Origin of the sequence: Pseudomonas massiliensis (genome assembly GCF_000826105.1) — a bacterium.
GTDB lineage: Bacteria > Pseudomonadota > Gammaproteobacteria > Pseudomonadales > Pseudomonadaceae > Aquipseudomonas > Aquipseudomonas massiliensis.
Map to the genome: position 1 here is coordinate 1,405,510 of NZ_CCYK01000007.1, position 20,204 is coordinate 1,425,713.

At 63.3% G+C, this 20,204-nt stretch carries 19 protein-coding genes; 8 read left to right on the forward strand and 11 right to left on the reverse strand.

Annotated elements, in window-relative coordinates:
- The first annotated feature begins 225 nt into the window (after positions 1-225).
- The 4 genes from BN1188_RS17240 (at position 226) to BN1188_RS17255 (ending at position 5,844) form a co-directional block, all read left to right on the forward strand.
- Positions 226-1,113, forward strand: coding sequence for a LysR substrate-binding domain-containing protein (locus BN1188_RS17240; RefSeq protein ID WP_040262616.1), 888 nt, complete (start codon positions 226-228; stop codon positions 1,111-1,113).
- 130 nt (positions 1,114-1,243) lie between these two features.
- Positions 1,244-3,919, forward strand: coding sequence for an aconitate hydratase AcnA (gene acnA, locus BN1188_RS17245; RefSeq protein WP_040262618.1), 2,676 nt, complete (start codon positions 1,244-1,246; stop codon positions 3,917-3,919).
- 46 nt (positions 3,920-3,965) lie between these two features.
- Entirely contained in the window at positions 3,966-5,018 is a 1,053-nt protein-coding gene (locus BN1188_RS17250; protein ID WP_040262620.1) for a lactonase family protein, read from the forward strand.
- Between the two features lie 100 nt (positions 5,019-5,118).
- Entirely contained in the window at positions 5,119-5,844 is a 726-nt protein-coding gene (locus BN1188_RS17255; RefSeq protein ID WP_040262622.1) for a transporter substrate-binding domain-containing protein, read from the forward strand.
- On the opposite strand, the gene BN1188_RS17260 is transcribed toward BN1188_RS17255, so the two are convergent.
- Both BN1188_RS17260 and BN1188_RS17265 read right to left on the reverse strand, forming a co-directional pair.
- A complete protein-coding gene (locus tag BN1188_RS17260; RefSeq protein WP_040262624.1) occupies positions 5,841-7,427 on the reverse strand; it encodes a GMC family oxidoreductase in 1,587 nt (528 codons plus the stop codon). The genes BN1188_RS17255 and BN1188_RS17260 overlap by 4 nt on opposite strands.
- 67 nt (positions 7,428-7,494) lie before the next feature.
- Positions 7,495-8,988 (reverse strand): aldehyde dehydrogenase, encoded by a 1,494-nt coding sequence (locus tag BN1188_RS17265; RefSeq protein ID WP_040262626.1) that lies wholly within the window; start codon positions 8,986-8,988, stop codon positions 7,495-7,497.
- 238 nt (positions 8,989-9,226) lie between these two features.
- Between BN1188_RS17265 and BN1188_RS17270 the strand changes: the two genes are divergently transcribed.
- Positions 9,227-10,165 (forward strand): LysR substrate-binding domain-containing protein, encoded by a 939-nt coding sequence (locus tag BN1188_RS17270; RefSeq protein ID WP_040262628.1) that lies wholly within the window; start codon positions 9,227-9,229, stop codon positions 10,163-10,165.
- Positions 10,166-10,293: 128 nt separating this feature from the next.
- Here BN1188_RS17270 and argE read toward each other — a convergent pair whose 3' ends face one another.
- The 8 genes from argE to BN1188_RS17310 all read right to left on the reverse strand — a co-directional run bounded on the left by argE (position 10,294) and on the right by BN1188_RS17310 (position 18,271).
- Positions 10,294-11,460 (reverse strand): acetylornithine deacetylase, encoded by a 1,167-nt coding sequence (argE, locus tag BN1188_RS17275; protein WP_232430938.1) that lies wholly within the window; start codon positions 11,458-11,460, stop codon positions 10,294-10,296.
- Complete coding sequence (locus tag BN1188_RS17280; protein ID WP_040262630.1) at positions 11,457-12,134, reverse strand: DUF1028 domain-containing protein; 678 nt, start codon at positions 12,132-12,134, stop codon at positions 11,457-11,459. Before BN1188_RS17280 ends, argE begins: the two co-directional genes overlap by 4 nt.
- Entirely contained in the window at positions 12,131-12,562 is a 432-nt protein-coding gene (locus BN1188_RS17285; RefSeq protein ID WP_040262632.1) for a RidA family protein, read from the reverse strand. The genes BN1188_RS17280 and BN1188_RS17285 overlap by 4 nt, the downstream gene beginning before the upstream one ends.
- Before the next feature lie 2 nt (positions 12,563-12,564).
- On the reverse strand, positions 12,565-13,893 hold the full coding sequence (locus tag BN1188_RS17290; RefSeq protein ID WP_052469335.1) for a flavin-containing monooxygenase: 1,329 nt from the start codon (positions 13,891-13,893) through the stop codon (positions 12,565-12,567).
- A gap of 140 nt (positions 13,894-14,033) precedes the next feature.
- Positions 14,034-14,867: an ABC transporter ATP-binding protein gene (locus tag BN1188_RS17295; RefSeq protein ID WP_040262634.1), complete on the reverse strand. Its 834-nt coding sequence runs from the start codon at positions 14,865-14,867 to the stop codon at positions 14,034-14,036.
- Positions 14,855-15,658 carry an ABC transporter permease gene (locus BN1188_RS17300; RefSeq protein WP_040262636.1) on the reverse strand — a complete coding sequence of 268 codons (804 nt, stop codon included), beginning with the start codon at positions 15,656-15,658 and terminating at the stop codon, positions 14,855-14,857. The genes BN1188_RS17295 and BN1188_RS17300 overlap by 13 nt, the downstream gene beginning before the upstream one ends.
- A 10-nt stretch (positions 15,659-15,668) precedes the next feature.
- Positions 15,669-16,664: an ABC transporter substrate-binding protein gene (locus tag BN1188_RS17305; protein WP_040262638.1), complete on the reverse strand. Its 996-nt coding sequence runs from the start codon at positions 16,662-16,664 to the stop codon at positions 15,669-15,671.
- Between the two features lie 233 nt (positions 16,665-16,897).
- A complete protein-coding gene (locus BN1188_RS17310) occupies positions 16,898-18,271 on the reverse strand; it encodes an aspartate aminotransferase family protein (protein ID WP_187375336.1) in 1,374 nt (457 codons plus the stop codon).
- A 131-nt stretch (positions 18,272-18,402) separates the two neighbouring features.
- Here BN1188_RS17310 and BN1188_RS17315 point away from each other — a divergent pair, with 131 nt between their 5' ends.
- The 3 genes from BN1188_RS17315 to BN1188_RS17325 all read left to right on the forward strand — a co-directional run bounded on the left by BN1188_RS17315 (position 18,403) and on the right by BN1188_RS17325 (position 19,860).
- Complete coding sequence (locus BN1188_RS17315; protein ID WP_040262642.1) at positions 18,403-19,023, forward strand: TetR/AcrR family transcriptional regulator; 621 nt, start codon at positions 18,403-18,405, stop codon at positions 19,021-19,023.
- Between the two features lie 320 nt (positions 19,024-19,343).
- A complete protein-coding gene (locus BN1188_RS17320; protein WP_040262643.1) occupies positions 19,344-19,589 on the forward strand; it encodes a type II toxin-antitoxin system Phd/YefM family antitoxin in 246 nt (81 codons plus the stop codon).
- Positions 19,579-19,860 carry a type II toxin-antitoxin system RelE family toxin gene (locus tag BN1188_RS17325; RefSeq protein WP_040262644.1) on the forward strand — a complete coding sequence of 94 codons (282 nt, stop codon included), beginning with the start codon at positions 19,579-19,581 and terminating at the stop codon, positions 19,858-19,860. The genes BN1188_RS17320 and BN1188_RS17325 overlap by 11 nt, the downstream gene beginning before the upstream one ends.
- Positions 19,861-19,876: 16 nt before the next feature.
- On the opposite strand, the gene BN1188_RS17330 is transcribed toward BN1188_RS17325, so the two are convergent.
- On the reverse strand, positions 19,877-20,200 hold the full coding sequence (locus BN1188_RS17330) for a hypothetical protein (protein WP_040262645.1): 324 nt from the start codon (positions 20,198-20,200) through the stop codon (positions 19,877-19,879).
- Positions 20,201-20,204: the final 4 nt, after the last annotated feature.

Consider the following 20,204-nt stretch of genomic DNA (forward strand, 5'->3'; position numbering starts at 1 on the left):
GCCTCCTGCGTCTGAAACCAGATCGTTTGGGGCGTGCCATGGGCAGGCCCGTAGTAGGCAGCGGGCAAGGTCGTCGCTATCGAGGCGCAGAGTACTCGGGTTTTCGGTCCGGGGCCCATGGCTTCCAGCCGAACGCTGCCGGAGCGACACTCACTGTCCAGCCGCTGCCTTGGCCTAAGCGTATACTGCTCGGCCTTGCTTCTACTGACCACAAGGACGTCACCGTTGCGCTACGACCTTACCAGCCTTGACCTTTTCCTGACCGTGGCCGAGGAGCGAAACCTGACCCGCGCCGCGCGCTTGCGTCACCTGGCGGTCTCGGCCGTGAGCAAGCGGGTAAGCGAACTTGAGCAGCAAGCCGGCGCGCCCTTGCTGGTTCGCAACGCCCGTGGGGTGGAGCTCACTCCGGCGGGGCAGTCCATGGTTTTCTATGCTCGTCAACTGAGGCAAACCCTCGACGTCCTGGCCAATGAACTGGAGGATTACGCTGCCGGCGTCAAGGGCCACGTGCATATACACGCCATCACCTCTGCACTGTCGCAATTCCTTCCCGATGACATTGCCCGGTTCGCCCGCCTGTATCCCCAGATCAAGTTCGATATCGAGGAACAGGTGGGCAGTGCGGTGGTGCGGGCGGTGGCCGAAGGGCGGGCCGAACTGGGGATCATTGCGCAGCAGACGCCAGCCCAGGGCCTGGAAACCGCCCCTTACCGCAGCGATGAGCTGATCGTGTTGATCCCGGCGGGCCATCCCTTGGAAGGGCGTCGTCAGGTCACCTTCGCCCAGACCCTCGACTATGAGCTGGTAGGGGCTCATCAGGACAGCTCGGTCTACCGCCTGCTGGCGAGTGAAGCGCAGCGCCTGGATAAGCCCTTGCGCCTGCGGGTGCGTATCAGCAGTTTCGACTGCATGTGCCGGATGGTGTCGGCGGGGCTGGGCCTGGCCGTCATGCCGCGCAGTATCGCCACACCCTACCTGCGCAGCCATAAGCTGAAGACCCTCGGGCTACAGGAGCCCTGGGCGCATCGGTCTTTGCTGCTGGTATACCGTAAGTACGACGCGGCCTCGCCAACACTGAAAACGCTCATCGATAGCTTGCAGCCCGAGCCCTGATCAGCGTTCTCCGTTGGAGAACGCTGGCTTGCCAAACCATCAATTTTCACGAAGACAGCCTGGCTCTACCATGCGGCCATAAAAGACCGCTTGCCCAACGAGCGGACATCCAGCCCTGACGAGCCCGCCGATGACCCAGATTGTTGCTTCCCTGATCAGCCACTTGCAGGTGGACGGTCACCGTTATGCCTATGTCGACCTGAACAAGCTGGTGCGCTCCGAGGTACTTTCGACATTGCCCTATGCCATTCGCATCCTGCTCGAGAACGTGGCGCGCTGTTCGCCACAAGCGCTACCCTCGGTGCTGGCTCGGGCCGAAGGCCATGGGCAGGACTGCGAGGTGCCCTTCCTGCCTAACCGCCTGATGTTCCATGACACCACCTGCCTGCCGGCCCTGGCCGACTTCGCCGCAATGCGTGACGCGGTCGCCGAGCTGGGCGGCGACCCTCAGGCCATGAACCCCATGATCCCGGCGGTGTTGACCATCGACCACTCGGTGATTGTCGAGCGGTACGCTGAATCTGGCGCGGTGGAGGGCAACCTGGATATCGATTTCCGCCGCAACGCCGAGCGCTATCGCTTCATCAAATGGGCGCAGAAGAGCCTTTCCAATTTCGGCGTGATTCCTCCGGGCACCGGGATCATCCACCAGATGAACATGGAAGCCCTGGCCCAGGTGGTATGGGAAGGGCGCACGGCGGAAGGCGAGCCGTTGCTGCATCCGGATGACATGGTAGCCACCGACAGCCACACGCCCATGATCAATGCCATCGGCGTTCTGGGCTGGGGGGTGGGCGGCCTGGAAGGGCAGGCAGCCATGGTCGGTGAGCCGGTACCGATCAGTTTTCCCCAGGTGGTGGGTATCCGTCTGACCAACGCCCTACGCCCCGGCGTCACCGCCACCGACCTGTCACTGCACGTGGCCCAGGTGCTCAGGCAGCGCCCGATGGTAGGGAAGTTCGTGGAATTCACCGGGCCGGGCCTGTCCGGCTTGAGCTGGGCCGCGCGCGGAACCGTGGCCAACATGGCGCCGGAGTATGGCGCCACCGTAGTGTTCTTTCCCTTCGATGACGAAACCCTGGCTTACCTGGAGTTGACAGGGCGGCCCCAGGCGCTGCTCGACAAGGTCAAGGCCTATATGCGTGCGCAGCCACTGTGGCGTCGGGATGACCTGCCGCAGCCACGCTTCGACGAATTGATCGAACTGGACCTGGCCAGTATCGAGCCAAGCGTGGCCGGGCCCCATCAGCCTCACCAGCGGCAGCCCCTGTCTGCCGCCGCGGCCTCCTTCAAGGAGGGCGTGCTCGGCGGTGGGCAGTTGATCGCGGGTCCTGCGCCCCGTGAGTTCTTCGAACCGGCCTTCGCCGAGCCCATCACTCACGGCGCCGTGGTGATTTCCGCCATCACCAGCTGTACCAACACGGCCAACCCGGCGCAGATGATCCAGGCCGGCTTGCTGGCCCGCAGGGCTCGTCGCCTGGGACTGACCCGCAAGCCCTGGGTGAAGACCTCCCTTTCGCCCGGTTCGCAAGTGGTTGCCGATTACCTGGGCGCCGCTGGCCTGTTGGAGGATTTTGCTGCGCTAGGGTTCGATCTGGCGGGTTTCGGCTGCATGACCTGCATCGGTAACTCCGGGCAGCTGGAACCGCGCGTGGAAGCCTTCGCCGACCAGGGCCTAAAGGGCGTGGTAGTACTCTCAGGCAATCGCAATTTCGAAGGGCGGGTCAACCCCAAGGTGCCGGCCGGCTACCTGGCCTCCCCAGCCCTGTGCGTAGCCTATGCCATCGCAGGGCGTATCGATCTGGACCTGACCACCGAGCCACTGGGCAAGGATCCTCAAGGCAACGCCGTGTACCTGGCCGACCTGATGCCGGACGACACCGAGGTGGCAGGCGAGCTGGCCAGGGTAGTGCGGCCAGGGTTCTTCCGGGAGCGGCTGGCCACGCTTTGGGACGGAACCCATCATTGGCAGGCGCTTTCGGCCGAAGGCAGCGTGCGCTTCCCCTGGAGCCCGGCATCCACCTACCTGCGGCGACCGCAATATCTGGTCAAGGTACCACCGGCGGCGCCCTCCACCCTGGCCATTTCGGGAGCTCGACCGCTGCTGCTCCTGGGCGACAATGTGACCACTGACCATATTTCGCCCGCTGGCGCCATTCCTGCCGAAAGCCTGGCCGGCCAGTGGCTGCTGGAACGGGGCGAAGATCCGCGAGACCTGAACCAGTACTCGACTCGGCGCAGCAACCATGAGGTGATGCTGCGTGGCGCGTTCACCAACCGCTCGGTGAAGAACCTGCTGTTGGGCGATGCCCAGCCGGGCCAGGGCGCCTGGGCCTGGAATGCCGATCACAGCCAGTGCCTGCCATTGTTCGAGGCCGCGCGAAGCCATGCCCAGGCGGGCACGCCCATGGTGGTGTTCGCCGGGATCAACTACGGTGCCGGCTCCAGCCGGGATTGGGCGGCCAAGGCCCAGGCGCTGCTTGGCGTCAAGGCTGTTGTGGCCCGGAGCATCGAGCGCATCCATCGTAGCAACCTGATCGGCATGGGGGTGTTCCCTTTGCTGTTTCCGGCGGGTGCCAGCGCCGAGGACCTCCAGCTCACCGGGCAGGAGCAGCTGGACTTCATCGGACTGGACGAGCTCACTGTAGGTCTGAACCAGGTAGGGCTGAGAGTGCGCCGGCACGCTGGGCGATACAGTGAACATGCGCTGCAGCTGCCTATCGACTCGCAGCAGGAACTTCATTACCTGCGCCACGGGGGCGTACTGCCCTATGTGGTGCGCAAGGTGGTAGCGCTTACTGCGTGAGCGGCCGGCACTACAGGCTTCCTCCATTCCCTCACGAGAGTTTTCCATGTACGCCTATGTCGGTTCACGCACCACCCGCGAACGCAACGCCCGTGGCGACGGCATCACCGTTTTTCACGTGGATCAGGAGCAGGGCACACTGGACCTGATCCAGCTGGTCGACGGTCTGGTGAATCCCTCGTTTCTGGCTCTCAACCGTGCCGGTACGCGGCTGTACACGGTGCACGGTGACCAGAGCGAGGTCAGTGCCTTCACGGTGGCGCCTGGCAGCGGCCGCCTCAGCCTGCTCAACCGGCAGAGCTGCCACGGTAAGAACCCTGTGCATCTGGCACTGGACCCCAGCGAGCGCTATCTGCTGGTCTCCAACCACATCAGCGGTACCCTCGCAGTGCTGGCGCTGGCCGAGGACGGTCGCCTGGGTGAGCTGGTCCAGCTGGTAGCCCTGGAAGGCCCTGTCGGGCCGCACCGGGTGGAGCAGCGGTTCGCCAAGCCTCATTTCAACCCGTTCGACCCATCGGGCCGCTTCGTCCTGGTGCCGGACAAGGGCCTTGACCGCATTTTCAGCTTCCGCTTCGACGGCGGCCGGTTGTCCCCAGCCGAGGTGCCCTTCACCCTCAGCCGGGAAGGCGCCGGGCCTCGGCATATCGCAATGCACCCCGAGGTCGGGTTTGCCTATGCGATCAACGAGCTCGACTCGACCCTCACCGCTTATCGCTTCGATCCGCGCAATGGCTCGCTTGAGCCACTGCAGGTGCTGCCGTCGTTACCTGATACCTACACGGGTAACAGCCGCGCCGCCGAAGTTGAAGTCTCTCCCTGCGGTCGCTTTCTGTATGCCTCCAACCGGGGCGACGATAGCCTGGCGGTCTTTGCCATCGCCCCGGCCAGCGGACGTCTGAGCCCATGCCAGTTCATGTCCAGCGGTGGCAGGACACCGCGTTTTTTCACCCTGACCCCTAACGGCCGCTTCCTCTTCGCCCTCAACGAGGACAGCGACACCCTGGTGGCCTTTGCGGTAAACCCCGATACCGGAGCACTGAGCGCCACCGGCTTCCGGCAGGCCGTGGGCAGCCCGGTGTGCATGGTGTTTTCCAGGTAAGTCAGCTATGACAAGAATGGGCATTTGGACATGAGCGCTGAATGTCATCCAAACGCCAGCAGGCTGCTGCACAGCGCCTCGATCAACCCTGGAGATTCTCATGCTCGACCGTTCTACCACTGTATTGGACCAGTTGGCCCCAGCTGGCGTGCTGACCGCGGCCATCAACTACGGCAATCCTGTGCTGGCCCAGCGTGGCCCGGATGGCCGGCCAGCCGGTGTTTCCGTGGACCTGGCCACTGCCCTGGCCGGGGAACTGGATGTGAGCTTGAACCTGGTTACCTTCGATGCCGCCGGCAAAGTGTTCGCGGCCCTGGAGCAGCGAACGTGGAACCTGGCGTTTCTGGCCATTGAGCCGGTGCGCGAGGCCCAGATCAGCTTCAGCGAACCTTACGTGGTCATCGAGGGTACCTACCTGGTGCGGCAGGAGGCGCCCTTCCAGCGCGTCGCTGATCTGGATCAGCCGGGGGTACGTATCGCCGTGGGGGAAGGGGCCGCCTACGACCTGTTCCTCAGCCGCAGCTTGCAGCAGGCGGGGCTGGAGCGCGCCGATACCTCCGCAGCTGCCGTGGACCTTTTCCTGGAGCGAGCCCTGGATGCCGCCGCCGGCGTCCGCCAGCCTCTGGCCGAGGTCGCCGCTGCCCAGTCCGGCCTGCGGGTGCTGCAGGACAGTTTCACCAGTATCCGTCAGGCCATGGCCGTGCCGAAGGGGCGGGACGCGGCGGCGGCCTATGTGCGCGATTTTGCCCGGCGCAAGTTGGAAGACGGTACGGTGGCCGCAGGGTTGCAGCGCAGCGGGCAGGACCCTCGCTGTGCGCGGGCCTAGCCGGCCTGCAGGATCATGGCCGCAGCCTTCTCGCCGATCATGATGCAGGGCGCGTTGGTATTGCCGCTGACCAGGGACGGCATGATGGAGGCGTCCGCCACGCGCAGGCCTTCAAGGCCATGGACTTTCAAGTCGGGGCCGACCACGCTCAGCGGGTCCTGGCCCATCTTGCACGTGCCTACCGGGTGGAACACAGTGGCGGCATGCTCCCGGATATAACTGAGCAATTGCTGATCGGTTCGAACCCGCTCGCCGGGGAGCATTTCCTTGCCCCGGATGCCATCGAACAGCGGCTCGGCCAAGACCTTGCGTGCCAGTTTCAAACCTTCCACCAGCACCTGGGCGTCCTCAGGATGGGCCAGGAAGTTGAAATCGATGGCCAGGTCCCCGTCGTTCCGCAGGCGCAGCTCGCCAATGCTCTTGGGCCTTAATACACAGGTGTGCACGGCGTAACCATGGCCCCATTCGAACAGTCGGCCACGATGGCTGCGGTAGCCGGGAACGAAGTGGAACTGGATGTCGGGTATGTCTTCGGCCAGCGGGGTACGGGCGAAGCCGCCGGCCTCCACATAGTTTGTGGTCAGCCAGCCCTTTCGCGAGCGCAGGTAGCGCCAGGGCGCGCTGAGGATGCTCGGTAGCGCGCCCAAGGAAAAACCCAGGGTCAGCGGGCTTCTGGAGCGAACCGTGACCAGGCCGTCCAGGTGATCCTGGAGGTTCTTGCCGACGCCGGGCAGGTGGTGACGCGTCGTCACACCCGCGGCCCTGAGTTCTTCTTCAGGACCAATGCCCGAGGCCAGCAGCAAGTGGGGGCTGCCCAGGGCGCCCGCGCTGAGAATGACCTCCCGCGCCACGCCGAGGGTTTGCGCCTGGCCGTCGCATAACAGGTTCACCCCCGTGACCCGCCGGCCCTCCAGCGCAAGCGACAGCACCCTGCAATCCGTAAGCACCGTCAGGTTCGGCCGAGACAATATGGGCTGCACGAAGGCCCGGAAGCTGGACAGGCGCTTGCCGTCCTTCTGCGTGAGGTGATAAAGGCCGCACCCTTCGAGGGTGGCCCCATTGAAGTCGTCATTGCGCCGGATACCGACTTGTTCGGCTGCCTTCACGAACAGCCGGGACACCGGGTTCGGGTCTTTGGGGGCATCGACGCACAGCTCGCCCTGGGTGCCATGATGCTCCGGGCTCTGCCCCAGCAGATTGCACTCGGAGCGCTTGAAGTAGGGCAGTACGCTGTTCCAGTCCCAGCCAGGACAGCCTGCGGCGGCCCAGCGGTCATAGTCACTGGCATGGCCGCGGATGTAGATCATGCTGTTCATGGAACTGGACCCGCCGAGCATCTTACCCCGGGGCGTGTGCAGGCTCCGCCCGTTCAGGCCTTTCTGGGGCGCGGAAAAGAAATTCCAGCTATAGGTTTTGCTCTTGTAGAGCGTGATGGTGCCGGCCGGCGTCTGAATGCGCGGGTTGTTGTCGTGGCTGCCCGCTTCGATCAGGCATACGCGGGTGCCGGGGTCAGCGCTCAGGCGGTTGGCCAGCACGCAGCCGGCCGAGCCCGCGCCCACGATGATGTAGTCGAATGTGTCCATTCGGCGCTCCTGCTGGATGATCGGTGCCGGCCGCTCATGGCCGGCAGGGCCAGGGGATAACCCGGGGTCAGCCTTGGCGGAACTGGAACCAGGTGGTCTTGAGCTGGGTGTATTTGTCGAATGAATGCAGGGACAGGTCGCGGCCGAAGCCCGACTGCCTGCCGCCGCCGAAGGGCACGGTCACATCCAGGGCATCCACGGTGTTCACCGACACCGTGCCGGCATTCAGGCGCCGAGCCACGCGGTGAGCGCGATTGAGGTCGTCACTCCACACCGAGGCGGCCAACCCGTAGATATGGTCATTGGCCAGGGCCACAGCTTCGTCCTCATGGTCAAAGGCGGTCACTGCCAGCACTGGGCCGAACACCTCCTCCTGGGCCAATGCCTGCCGCGGACTGACATCGGTGAAGATGGTGGGCTGGATGAAGTTGTTCGAGCCATTGATCGTCAGCTGCTCCCCGCCGATGACCAGCCGCGCCGAGCTGGCCTTGGCTCCGGCGATGTAGCCGAGGATGCGTTCGGTCTGCCGGGCGTTGACGATCGCGCCCATCGGGCTGGCCGGGTCAAGCGGGTCGCCGGGCTGCCACTGCCGTGTCTTGTCGACCAGGCGCGCGACGAACTCATCATGGATCTCGCGTTGCACCAGCAAACGCGAATTGGCTGAGCATACCTGGCCCTGGTTGAAGAAGATGCCAAAGGCGGCTTTTTCAGCGGCGTGGTCCAGATCCTGGCAGTCGGCGAAGACCAGATTAGGGCTTTTGCCACCGCATTCGAGCCACACCTGCTTCAGGTTGGACTGGGCCGCGTACTGCATGAACAGCTTGCCCACGGCGGTGGACCCGGTGAAGGCCAGGGCGTCTATGTCCGGGTGCATCCCCAGGGCACGGCCGGCCTGCTCTCCCAAGCCGGTCAGTACATTGAGAACGCCTTCCGGCAAGCCGGCCTCCAGGACAAGCTGGGCAAGGCGCAGGGCAGAGAAAGGCGACTGCTCCGCCGGCTTGAGCACTACGCTGTTGCCCGCGGCCAGGGCCGGAGCCAGTTTCCAGGCGGCCATGTCCAGCGGAAAGTTCCAGGGCACCACTGCGGCGATCACACCCAGTGGTACTCGGGTAATAGTGGCCAGGGCCGTGCGGGCGGTGGGCGCCACCTGATCGTAAAGCTTGTCCAAGGCTTCGCCGTACCAGGCGAAGACACCGGCCGCGCCGGGCACGTCAAGGTTGTAGGCATCCATGACCGGCTTGCCCATGCTCATGGCGTCGAGCAGGGCCAGTTCTTCGCGGTGCGCCATCAGCAGGTCCGCCAGACGGAGAAGTACGGCTTTGCGCTCGCGAGGCGGCCTGTTCGCCCAGGTTCCTTGTTCGAAGGTACGCCGCGCCAGCCTGACAGCTTCGTCTGCTTCGGCTGTACCGCAGGCGGCCACGCGCGCCAGCAGGCGATCAGTGGCGGGATCGATCACATCGAAGGTTTGGCCATCGGCAGCAGTTCGAGCACGTCCGCCAATCAGGGCAGTATCGATAAAGGCCTGGTTCTTGGCCAGGCGTTGCCAGTCTGCGTGCTTCATCAGGCTCACTATCCTCTCGAGTCATTGGATCGCCAGCGAATATTGGCGCAACGGGGGAGCCGGATAAAATATTAAAAATATATTGAAGAACAATAAAAATGCTCTTCAGTACGCACTTTCCGGGGGCGCCTGCACTATAAAAGACCCTGGATGCGCGCAAGCCAATTTAAATCTTTAACGCGGCCGCGGGCGCGCCTAGAATCGCTATACGTTTTCGTTGGCCTGTCTGGGAGTTGAAATGGCGGCCTATAATCTTCGCCAGCTCAAGTATTTTATCGCCACCGTAGAATGCGGCAGTGTGGCGGAAGCCTCGCGCAAGCTCTATATCGCGCAGCCTTCGGTCTCTACCGCCATCAAGCAACTTGAAGAAAGTTTCGGTGTGCAATTGTTCATTCGTCACCATGCCCAGGGCATGTCACTGACGCCAAGCGGCTCCCGTTTCTATCGCAAGGCATTGGAGCTGTTGCGAGTCGCCCATGAATTCGAGCAGAACGCGCTGGCCGACAACGATCTGGTAGCAGGGCAGATCGACATTGGTTGCTTCGAAACCGTGGCGCCCCTTTACCTGCCCAGGCTGATCGCCGGCTTCCGTGATCGTTGGCCGGGGGTCGAAATTCGCATTCGGGACGGTGAGCAACAGGAACTTGTGCAGGCCCTCACCGCCGGCAGCATCGACCTGGCCATTCTCTATGAGCACGAGCTGGACGCTACCATCGAAACCGTTTCGTTGATGCCACCACAGCAGCCCCATGCGCTGCTTCCGGAAGGGCACCGCTTCGCCCAGCAGGCCAAGGTATCGCTCAGTGATCTTGTGCTGGAGCCGATGATCCTCCTTGACGTACTTCCCAGTCGCCACTACTTCGTCAGCATCTTCCAGGAGCAGGGGCTCACGCCCCACATTCTGTTCAGTTCACCCTCCATCGAAATGGTCAGAGGCATGGTGGCCCAAGGGTTCGGTTTCTCTATCCTGGTGACCAAGCCTTTCTCGGAGTTCGCCTACGATGGCAAGCGGGTAGTGTGCGTGCCCTTGGCGGAAACCGTCACCGGCTCCGGCCTGTCCGCCGCCTGGCTGCGTCGTAGCCCGCTGACCAAGCCGGCGCAGCTGTTCGTGGACCATTGTCAGAGGGAACTGGCAGTGGGGCGGGGCCATGTGCAAGAGACAGTGCAGATACCATAGCCCTCGATCGATGCCCTTCAAGCATGGGCATCTGAAAGGCGACGTTCCTCATCTGCCGCTGACCCCAACGGCGGAATGCCTACTTCGCCGAACAACGCCCATGGCGAAAAAGACGAGTCAAGTCGCGCTCAGGCCCCGCTTTCACAGGCATAGGCCAGCACCCGTTCCAGCATTAGGTCACAGGCATCGAGCTGGTCCTGGCTGACGTATTCGTCGGGCTTGTGGCCTTGCTCCATGCTGCCGGGCCCGCACACTACCGTGGGAATTCCCGCGGCATGGAACAGCCCGCCTTCAGTGCCGAAGGCGACGGTAGCGAACGTATCGGACCCACAGAACCGTGCGATCAGCGTCGCTGCCTGGCTATGCGGATCGGTGGCCAGGCCCGGGTAGGCCGACAAAGGGGTGAAGCGAATGGCGCTTTGGCTGCTTGACTGGCGCATGCGCGGCAGCAGCTCGGACTGGGCATAGCCCTGCAGGCGGTCGCTGACCTGGGTCGGGTCCTGGTCGGGGAGGGCGCGCACCTCAAAGTCGAAACGGCAATCCTCAGGCACGATGTTCAGCGCCTGGCCGCCGCTGATCACGCCGGTCTGCACCGTGGTATACGGCGGATCGAAGCGCGGGTCCCGCTTTGCCTGGAGTTCCACGCCGATGCGGCCAAGCTCTGTGATCAACCGCGCAGCATACTCGATGGCGTTCACTCCTTGGGGCGCATAGGCCGAATGGCAGGCATGGCCACGAACCTCGCAACGCATGGCCAGCTTGCCCTTGTGGCCCAGTACGGGTGTGAGCCCAGTCGGCTCACCGATGATGCACAGCATGGGCTTCACCGGTCGGCTGGCCAAGGCGGTGAGCAGGTCGCGTACGCCAAGGCAGCCTACCTCTTCGTCATACGATAAGGCGACATGCACAGGCAGCCGCAAGGATGCGCCGACCAGCTTCGGTACCAACGCCAGGACGCACGCGATGTAGCCTTTCATGTCGGCGGTGCCGCGTCCGTAGAGGCGGCCGTCGCGCTCGGTGAGCTCGAAGGGTGGTAGCGTCCAGGCCTGACCGTCCACCGGTACTACGTCGGTATGGCCGGAAAGCACGATGCCAGGGCGATCGCCGGGGCCGAAGGTAGCGAACAGGTTGGCCTTGCTGCGCTGGGCGTTGTATACCCGCTGTACCGTTACCCCGAAACCTGCCAGGTACTGCTCGATGAAATCGATCAGCGCCAGGTTGGACGCTCGGCTGGTTGTGTCGAAGGCCACCAATCGCTCGAGCAGGCCCCGGCTGTCAAAGGGCATCGCGATCATCTATCGTCTCCGGGTACGCCATAGCCTGGCGCCCCGGAGGGGTCGAGGGCACGGTCGATATAGTCCTGCAATTGCGGACGATATGCCGCCCACAGCCGGGCCAATTCGGCGATAGGCTGCTGGTCGGCCCAATCGACCCGAAGGTTCACGATGGGCCAGGTCAGCTCGCCGACCACTAGCAGCGCGGCCGAATGGACGGGACCGGCTTCGCCCCCCGCGGCCTGGCCTGCTTCAAGGGCAGCCAGCAGTCGGTCGGCCAATTGCCCTTCGGCCTGCTCGAACGCCTGGGCCATGGCCACGATCACTGTGGCATTGGCCAACATGTTGCCAGCGGCTACGCACTGCTCCCCGGCCACGGCATGATGGGTACCCAGGGTTTGTCCGCCACTGAAGTGCGCGGTGCGCCCCAGATGGTCGATGGCGGTGAGCTGGCGGTACTGGCTGTAGCCGTTGCGGTTGAGTGCCGCATCAACCGCTTCGGTCGGCGCCAGGCCGGCCTGCAGCTGGTCCAGCACCTCAGGACCCAGGGCCGGCAACGTGATGTTCTGGCTGGCCACCGCACCTACCCCCGGACGCAGCCAAGGGCAGCGCGCGCCCACGGCGATGCTCGAAGAGCTGATGGCAACGCCCAGCTGGCCGGTTTCAGCGCAGCGCGCGACTATGGAAAAGGTCATCTGGCCTCCATCTGTTGCGGGATCACCGCGATCACGTCGATTTCCATCAGCCACTGGGGCTGGCCCAGTGCCGAGACCACCAGGCCGGTGGAAATGGGAAAGACTCCTTTCAGCCATTTGCCCACTTCCTGGTACACCGGTTCACGGTAGCGTGGGTCAATCAGGTAGGTCGTGGTCTTCACGATGTGGCTCAGGTCGCTGCCCGCTTCCTCCAGCAGCTGCTTGACATTGCGCATGGCTTGTTCAGCCTGGGCGCGGGGGTCGCCCAAACCGACGAGGTTGCCCTCGAAGTCAGTCCCTACCTGGCCACGCACATATACGGTATTCCCGGCTCGCACGGCCTGGCAAAGGTCATTGTCCAGGGTCTGGTTGGGGTAGGTGTCCTTGGTGTTGAACATGCGAATCCGGGTATGGGTTGGCTGCGCCATGGTCACACTCCTGCTGCGGCTGAACGTTTTGGCATGAGAGGCGCCTCGTCCGGGACGGCGCTACCCACGCATCGGGGGCCGCCCTGGTAGGCTTCATATTTACGCTGCTTGGCAATGTGTTCGCCGATGTGGCGGGCGTCATGCCACACACCCCAGATGAAGGCCGAGCCACGCCGCGCCAGCCACGGCAGGCCAACGAAGTAGATGCCAGGTTCGCTGGATAGGCCGCGCTGATGCACCGGCTTGCCCGCCGTGTCCAGGCCAAGGCCTTGCAGCCAGCTGAAGTCGACTGCATAGCCGGTAGCCCAGATGAGGGTGCCGACCCCGGCCGCGGCCAGGTCCAGGCTCGACAGCGGTTGGGTCACGCAGGCCGGGTCCGGGTAGCGACGCCGCGCCTCGGGCTCTTCGGGCAGATCCAGGCCGTTGCGGGCAATATAGGCATCGGCGGCGTCGAGCAGCGCCAGGTAGTTGTCATCGCCACGGGCCAGGTTGTCGGCCAGGTCCGGGGCGAAGCGCGCCACGCCCTGCTCGAACGCCTGGGTAACGCCGACCAGGGTAATGCCCTGATGAGCCAGGGCGCGGAAATCCACGGTGCGGCCGCCGTGGGCACCGCTGACCGCAATGGTCACATGTTCGCGCCCCGGCTGGCGCACCTCGGCATCCCACTCGCCGAGCACGCCGAGCCACCAGCAGAAGTCTCGTCCGCGGTAGGCGCGCGGTGGCCGGTCGTGGGCACCGACGGAGAGGTACACCTGTCGGCCCGCGGCGCGCAGTTCGTCGGCGATCTGCACGCCGGATGAGCCGGCGCCCACCACCAACACTGCTCCAGGGGGCAGCTGTTGCGGGTTGCGGTAGTCGGCCGAATGCAACTGCAGCAGCTTTTCATCGAGGGGCGCGATGGCCGGAATCACTGGCCGCTGGAAGGGCCCCGTGGCGGCAACCACTCGTTGAGCCTGCAGGGTGCCGGCGCTGGTGTGCACAGTGAAGCCGGCGCGGCCCAGGTTGCGGGTCACGCTCTTGACTTCAACGCCTGTGCGGACAGGCGCCTCGATTTGCCGGGCATAGGCTTCGAAGTACTCGGCCACCTGATCCTTGCCAGCGAAGGCGTCCGGGTGCACCTCAGCGAATTCCATACCGGGAAACCGGTCGTGCCAGGCCGGGCCGTTGGCGACCAGCGAATCCCAGCGCCCCGTGCGCCAGGCTTCGGCGATGCGGCTGCGCTCCAGCACCAGGTGCGGCACGCCCAATTTGCCCAGGTGTTCGCTCATGGCCACGCCCGCCTGGCCCGCGCCCACTATCAGGGTATCTATGACAGTATCATCCAAGCTCATGTTCAAGTGTCCGTGCAGTAGCCGATTTCGACAAGGCCAGACTAAGAGATGCCGTCATCGAGGGAAAATAGTATTAAGCTGGACGTTGTATATGATTAAGCTAAGTATCGGTAAGTTGTGGTTGTGCCATGAAGTCAGATTTAATGCGCACCGCCATCATGCAATAAGTGGAAGATGTTCTTTTTCATGGCGATGAAGCTGGGGTCCATCACCATATCGAGATGGCGCGGCCGCTCGATAGGCACATTCAGTACCTGTTTTATTCGCCCAGGGCGGGCGCCCATGGCGAAGATCTGATCGCCCAGGAGAATGGCTTCATCGATATCATGGGTAACGAACAGCACGGTTTTCTTGCTGTGTTCCCATACCTTGAGCAGCAACTGCTGCATCTGCAGCCGAGTCTGGCTGTCCAGCGCACCGAAGGGCTCGTCCATCAGCAGTATCTGAGGGTCGTTGGCCAGGGCCCGGGCAATGGCCACTCGCTGCTTCATGCCGCCGGACAACTGCTTGGAATAGTTGTCGGCAAAGCGTGTCAGGCCTACCTCGTCGAGGTAATGCTCGACAATCTCCTTGCGCTCAGCCGCGCCGACCTTGCGCCGCTTGAGCCCGAATTCGATGTTCTGCCGTACGGTCAGCCAAGGGAACAGGGTATAGGCCTGGAACACCATGCCCCGGTCCGGGCCCGGGCCGTCCACTGGGCGGCCGTTGACCAGGATCTGCCCGGAGCTGGCTTCGGCAAGTCCCGCCGTTAGGTAGAGCAGGCTGGACTTGCCACAGCCCGAAGGCCCCACCAGCACGGCGAATTGCTGGTCCTTCACTTCAAGGGAGACGTTTTCCAGCGCGTAAAATTCTCCGCCGTCGGGGGTGGGGTAACGCAAGCTGACGCCCTCGACCTTCAGGCAGGTGGTGGCACCCGGCGCGGGTGCTTGCGTGGGAAACGTGAGCCGGTCGGTCGCGGCGGTTATTGAGCCCATGCTGCTACCCTCAAGCGAAGAAGTCGGAACAGTTGGTCGGTGATCAGGCCGAGCAGGCCGATTACCGCGATGGCGAGGAAGATCACATCTACCTGGAAACCGCGCATGGCCTTCAGGCTCAGGTAGCCAAGGCCACTGGACGCGGCCACCAGCTCAGCCACCACCAGGTAGGTCCATGCCCAGCCCATGGTCACCCGCAAGGTGTCGAGGATGCCCGGCACCGAGGCTGGAGCGATTACGTGCACCAGGGCATCCCGGCGGCTGGAGCCTAGGGTGTAGGAGGCGTCCACCAGGTCCTTGGATATGCCGCGGGATACATCGGCGATCATCACCAGTTGCTGGAAGAACACGCCGAAGATGATGACCGAGACCCGTTGCTCTAGGCCAATGCCGATCCACAGGATGAACAGCGGCACGAAGGAGGTCACCGGCAGGTAGCGAATGAAGTTCACCACCGGCTCCAGGAACGCCTGGGCCACGCGGAAGCTGCCCATCAGCAAGCCCAGGGGGACCGCTACTACCGAGGAGAGGATGAACCCGACCATCACCACTTCGACACTGGCCCATACGTGCTCGCCCAGAGCACCGTCCCGGGACAGGCGCAAGGCGGCATCCACCACGGCGCCAGGCGTGGGCAAGAACATGGCGGGCACCACGCCGCCGTAGGACAGCCCGGCCCACAGGCCGATCATTAGGGCCCAGGCCAGGGCGCTGGCACCCCAGACTACCGGGGCGGGCAAGGCAGTCTTGGGGGTGGCGCAGCGATTGATCCAGGAGGATCGCTTGGACATGGCAGGCTCCTTACTTGGGCGTGACGAAGCGGTTGTCGACCAGGTCGTCGAAACTGACGTCGAAGGGTTTGCCCTGGAGGGAAGTGGCGGCTTCGTTGGCAAGCTTGATCACGCCGGCGGCATCGCCCTGCTGGCCGGCGCTGCCAAGCAGCTTCTCGCTCATCGCCTGGTCATAGAAGCGCACGCCCTTGGCGGCCGCGGCCAGTTCCTTGGGGTCTGCAAGGTAGCCGCCAACGCCCTTGGCCATGATGGCGTAGGCCTGGTCGGGATGATCCTTGGTGTACTGCACCGCCTTGTAGAGGCCATTGACCAGAGCCTTGACGTCGCCCGCCTGCTTGTCGATCACGTCGCAGCTCAGGGCAACCACGTCCACGATCACGCCCGGGGTAGTGCTGCTGTCCACCAGCACCTTGCCTTGCTGCTTGCTGCGTACCATGGACAGGTGTGGTTCCCAGGTCACCGCGGCGGGCACTCGTCCGGCGATGAAGGCGGTAGCCGCATCGTCGGCGGTCATGTTCTGCACCTTCAGGTCGCTCATCTGCATGCCCGCGTCCTTGAGCAGGTAGCTGAGCCAGAACTGCGACACCGAGCCTTCGTTCACGGCGATCGCCTTGCCCTTCAAGTCGCTGAGGCTGTTCACCTCCTTGCCCACCACGATGCCGTCACCGCCATGGCTTTCATCCAGCGCCGCCACGGCCTTGAAGCAGAACTGCGGGCGGTACTTGAGGATTTCATCCAGTGTCGAAGCCGAGCCGGACAGCTTTCCGGACGCCTGGGCGGCCATGTACATGGAGGCTTCCTCGATGGTTGTCAGCTCCACTGTCAGGCCTTGCTCCTTGAAATAGCCAAGGTCCCTGGCCAGGTAGAGCGTGCCGTAGCCGACCCAGGTGGTATGCCCGATAGACAGCGTGCCAGCCTGAGCGCTGGCGACGCTGGCGACGCTGGCGGCCAGCAGGCCGATGCAGGCCAGGGATTTGCCGCAACGAGAAACGAATGAATGGACCATGGATCACTCCCGAGATCGACAGAAGAGGGGTTCGAATTGTCTGGGCAGGAAGCGAAAAGCGTGGCGGGTTCGGCTTCTGGTGAGCCTTTACCGGTAGGACGAGTCGATGGTGGCTTAAAGGTATGCCGAGGAAAATTAGTAAATTTGTGGCCTGAGGGGAGGAAAAAGCTAATGGGGCTGGCGATGCGAGAGGTCATGGGTTGACCGCCTGCGCCAAGCCCGCCCAAGCCTGCCTAAAGCCCGAAATGCTCGGCGGTCCGCTCTACGGCGACCCGCGTCTTGTCCACCAGTTCGTCGATTTCGGCATGGGTGGCTACCAGGGCCGGGGCCAGAATCATCCTTCCCAGAGTAGAGCGGATGATGATGCCTTCCTCGAAGCCCAGGGTCCGGCAATGCCAGGCGATGTCGCTTTCGTTGTCGAAGCGCTTGCGGCTGGCCTTATCCTCGGTGAACTGAAGCGCGGCGACCATGCCTACGCCCTGTACTTCGCCAACGTTGGGGTGCCCGGCAAGGGCCTCGCGCAGGCGACGCTGGAGATAGGGCCCCGTGTCTCGTTCAACCCGTTCGACGATGCCCTCGTCGCGCAAGGCTTTGAGATTGGCGATGGCTACCGCTGCCGCCACCGGGTGGCCGGAATAGGTGAGGCCATGGGCGAACACGCCGCCGCGCTCGACCAGAGCGTCCGCCATGCGCCTGGACAGAATCAATCCGCCCATGGGGACGTAGCCGGACGTCAGGCCTTTGGCGATGGACAACGTATCGGGCTCGAAGCCGAAGGTCTGGTGGGCGAACCATTCGCCGGTGCGACCGAAGCCACCGATCACTTCGTCGGCGCACAGCAGAACGTCGTACTGGCGGCAGATGCGCTGGATCTCCGGCCAGTAGGACGCCGGAGGAATGATCATGCCACCCGCGCCCTGGAAGGGTTCTGCCACGAAGGCCGCTACGTTCTCGGCGCCCAGTTCCAGAATCCTGGTTTCCAGCTGCCGTGCCGCCTGCAGGCCGAAGGCCTCGGGAGAAAGGTTGCCGCCGTGGGCGTACCAATAGGGCTCGTCGATATGGGCTACGTCCGGAATCAGCCCGCCCATCTCGTGCATGAACTTCATGCCCCCAAGCGCCGTGGCGGCCAAGGTGGAGCCGTGGTAGCCGTTCCAGCGGCCGATCATGATTTTCTTTTCCGGCTTGCCCATCACTTGCCAGTAGCGACGCACGGTGCGGATCAATACTTCATTGGCCTCTGAGCCGGAGTTGGTGTAGATGGCGTGGCTATAGTGCCCTGGCAACAGGCTGAACAGCAGTTCCGACAGTTCGACCACGGCCGGGTGAGTGGTATGGAAGAACATGTTGTAGTAGGGCAGTTGCGCCAACTGCGCGCTGGCGGCAGCGACCAGGTCCTGTCGGCCATAGCCCAGGTTGGTGCACCACAGGCCAGACATGCCGTCCAGGTAGCGCTTGCCGTCGTTGTCCCAGAGGGTTAGGCCGTCCCCCTTGACCATCACCCGTGGGCCGACCTCATTCAAGGCTTTCTGGTCCACGAAGGCATGGATGTGATGGGCGGCGTCGAGGGCCTGGTAGGCCTGCGTGCTGCGTTTCGCGAAATGTTCCACTGAAAGCTCCAGGGTGATGGCGGTGACCGCGACGCCAATTCTTGGCAGCTAAAAATATTTTTGTAAACAAAATATTTTTAGCTGCCAAGAATTGGCCTTATCCTCATTGCTCCGTTTCACTTGGAAATGCCATGCCCATTGCCGAGACTACCGGCCTACGTGCTCGCCAGAAACAGCAGCGGCGCGAACAGATTGCCACCGCCGCTCGCGAGGTCTTCATTGCCCAGGGCTTCGCCAACACTACTCTTGAGCAAATCGCCAGCAAGGCGGGCGTGTCTGCTCCTACCGTGGTCAACTACTTCGGCTCCAAGCAGCAGATTCTCCTGGCCCTGATCAGCGAGCCGGACCAGCAAGCCGTGCGTGACTTTCGGCAAAGGCTGGCGGACTACCGGGACCCCGTGGAGGCGCTATGCGACCTCGAGCAGTCCATGACCCGTTATCAATTGAGCGCGCTGCCCGCTTCGCTATGGCGCGAACTGGCGCCGTACCTGTTTACCGGAGAGCTGGCGGACATCTTTCAGCCTTGGAACGCCGCCGTGGTAGAAGAAGCGAAAGCGCTGTTGACCCACTTCCAGAGCCTGGGCCAGGTTGCCGAAGACGCGCAAGTGGAGGTGGCCGCCACCGTATTCAATCAATACGCCAACCTGGCCTTCATTCGCCTGGCCACCGAGGCGGCGCCGGACCGTGCCGCCCATGCGGCGCACATGCGTGCTGTGTTCGAATTGCTATGTCGGGGCCTGCTCGCCCCGTGAGTCTCGATCGCTGAAATAAGGGCGGGCCATTTCCAGAAAGGGTGGCAAGGTTGGGTTGTCATTATCGCGTCGGCTGACTATCTACTGTCCAGCATGGGCGTGGCTCCTGCTCAGGGAGGCGGGGGACGACCTGACCGGAGCAGGGTACCGGGTGGCCGCGGCTGCCAGGGCAATGCCGCCGCGCTCTGGCTCGTCGCCGCCCAGGGTGTCGTCGGCCTATACCCTGCTGGCGCGGCAGTTCGAGCGAGTGATGGTCGCATAGCCCCCTTGAGTTATGAATGCATAAGGCCCAGAATAAAGACCTGAATTGAGGGCTTAATATGCAAAGCATTCTCGCAGACGTAGCGGTCAGCGTTTCTGAACTGAAGAAAAACCCGTCTGGAATCATGGCCGGAGCAGGTGGCTTGCCCGTTGCGGTTCTGAACCATAACAGGGTGATGGGGTACATGGTTCCTGCGGATATCTATGAGGCGATGCTGGAGCGACTCGAGGACCTTGAGTTGGCCGAGATCGCGAAGGCAAGAGCCCATGAAACGCCTGTACCGGTAAACCTGGATGACTTATAGGCTTGAGTTTCTGCCTCAGGCATTGAAGGAGTGGGAGAAGCTCGGGCACACCGTGCGGGAACAAGTCAAAAAGAAATTACAGGAACGCTTGCAGCTTCCCCGTGTACCCTCTGATGCATTGCGAGATATGCCCCATCACTACAAGATCAAGCTGAAGGCATCAGGCTACCGCTTGGTCTACCGAGTCGAGGAAGCCCGAGTTGTGGTTGTAGTGGTATCGGTGGGTAAGCGAGATCGCGGCGTTGTCTACCGGATGGCTAATGTCCGTTAACTGTCACGTCTTTTCCTTATGCCTGGCTCAACTGCTCATGCCAAGCGCTATAAGGCGTGTTCCCCACGAACCGCCGATTGAAGTCCTCGGCGCCATCGGTCCACCACACTGGCCCACGTTCGCCGAGGGCCACCTTGGCCGCGTTCACCTGGGCCCGCGCAGCCTTCAGCGCAACGGGCTCATTGGCCGCCTTGGCGTTTTTCACGGCACGGCGCCCATCCATCAGGGCGTTGACCAAGCGCTGTCGTTCTTTTTCTGGCAGCGCCGGGTTGCTGCAGCGCCAGAGGCGCCCGCGCACGACGAAATAGCGACCATCGGGGGTAGTGGGATAATGGGGCATGGGC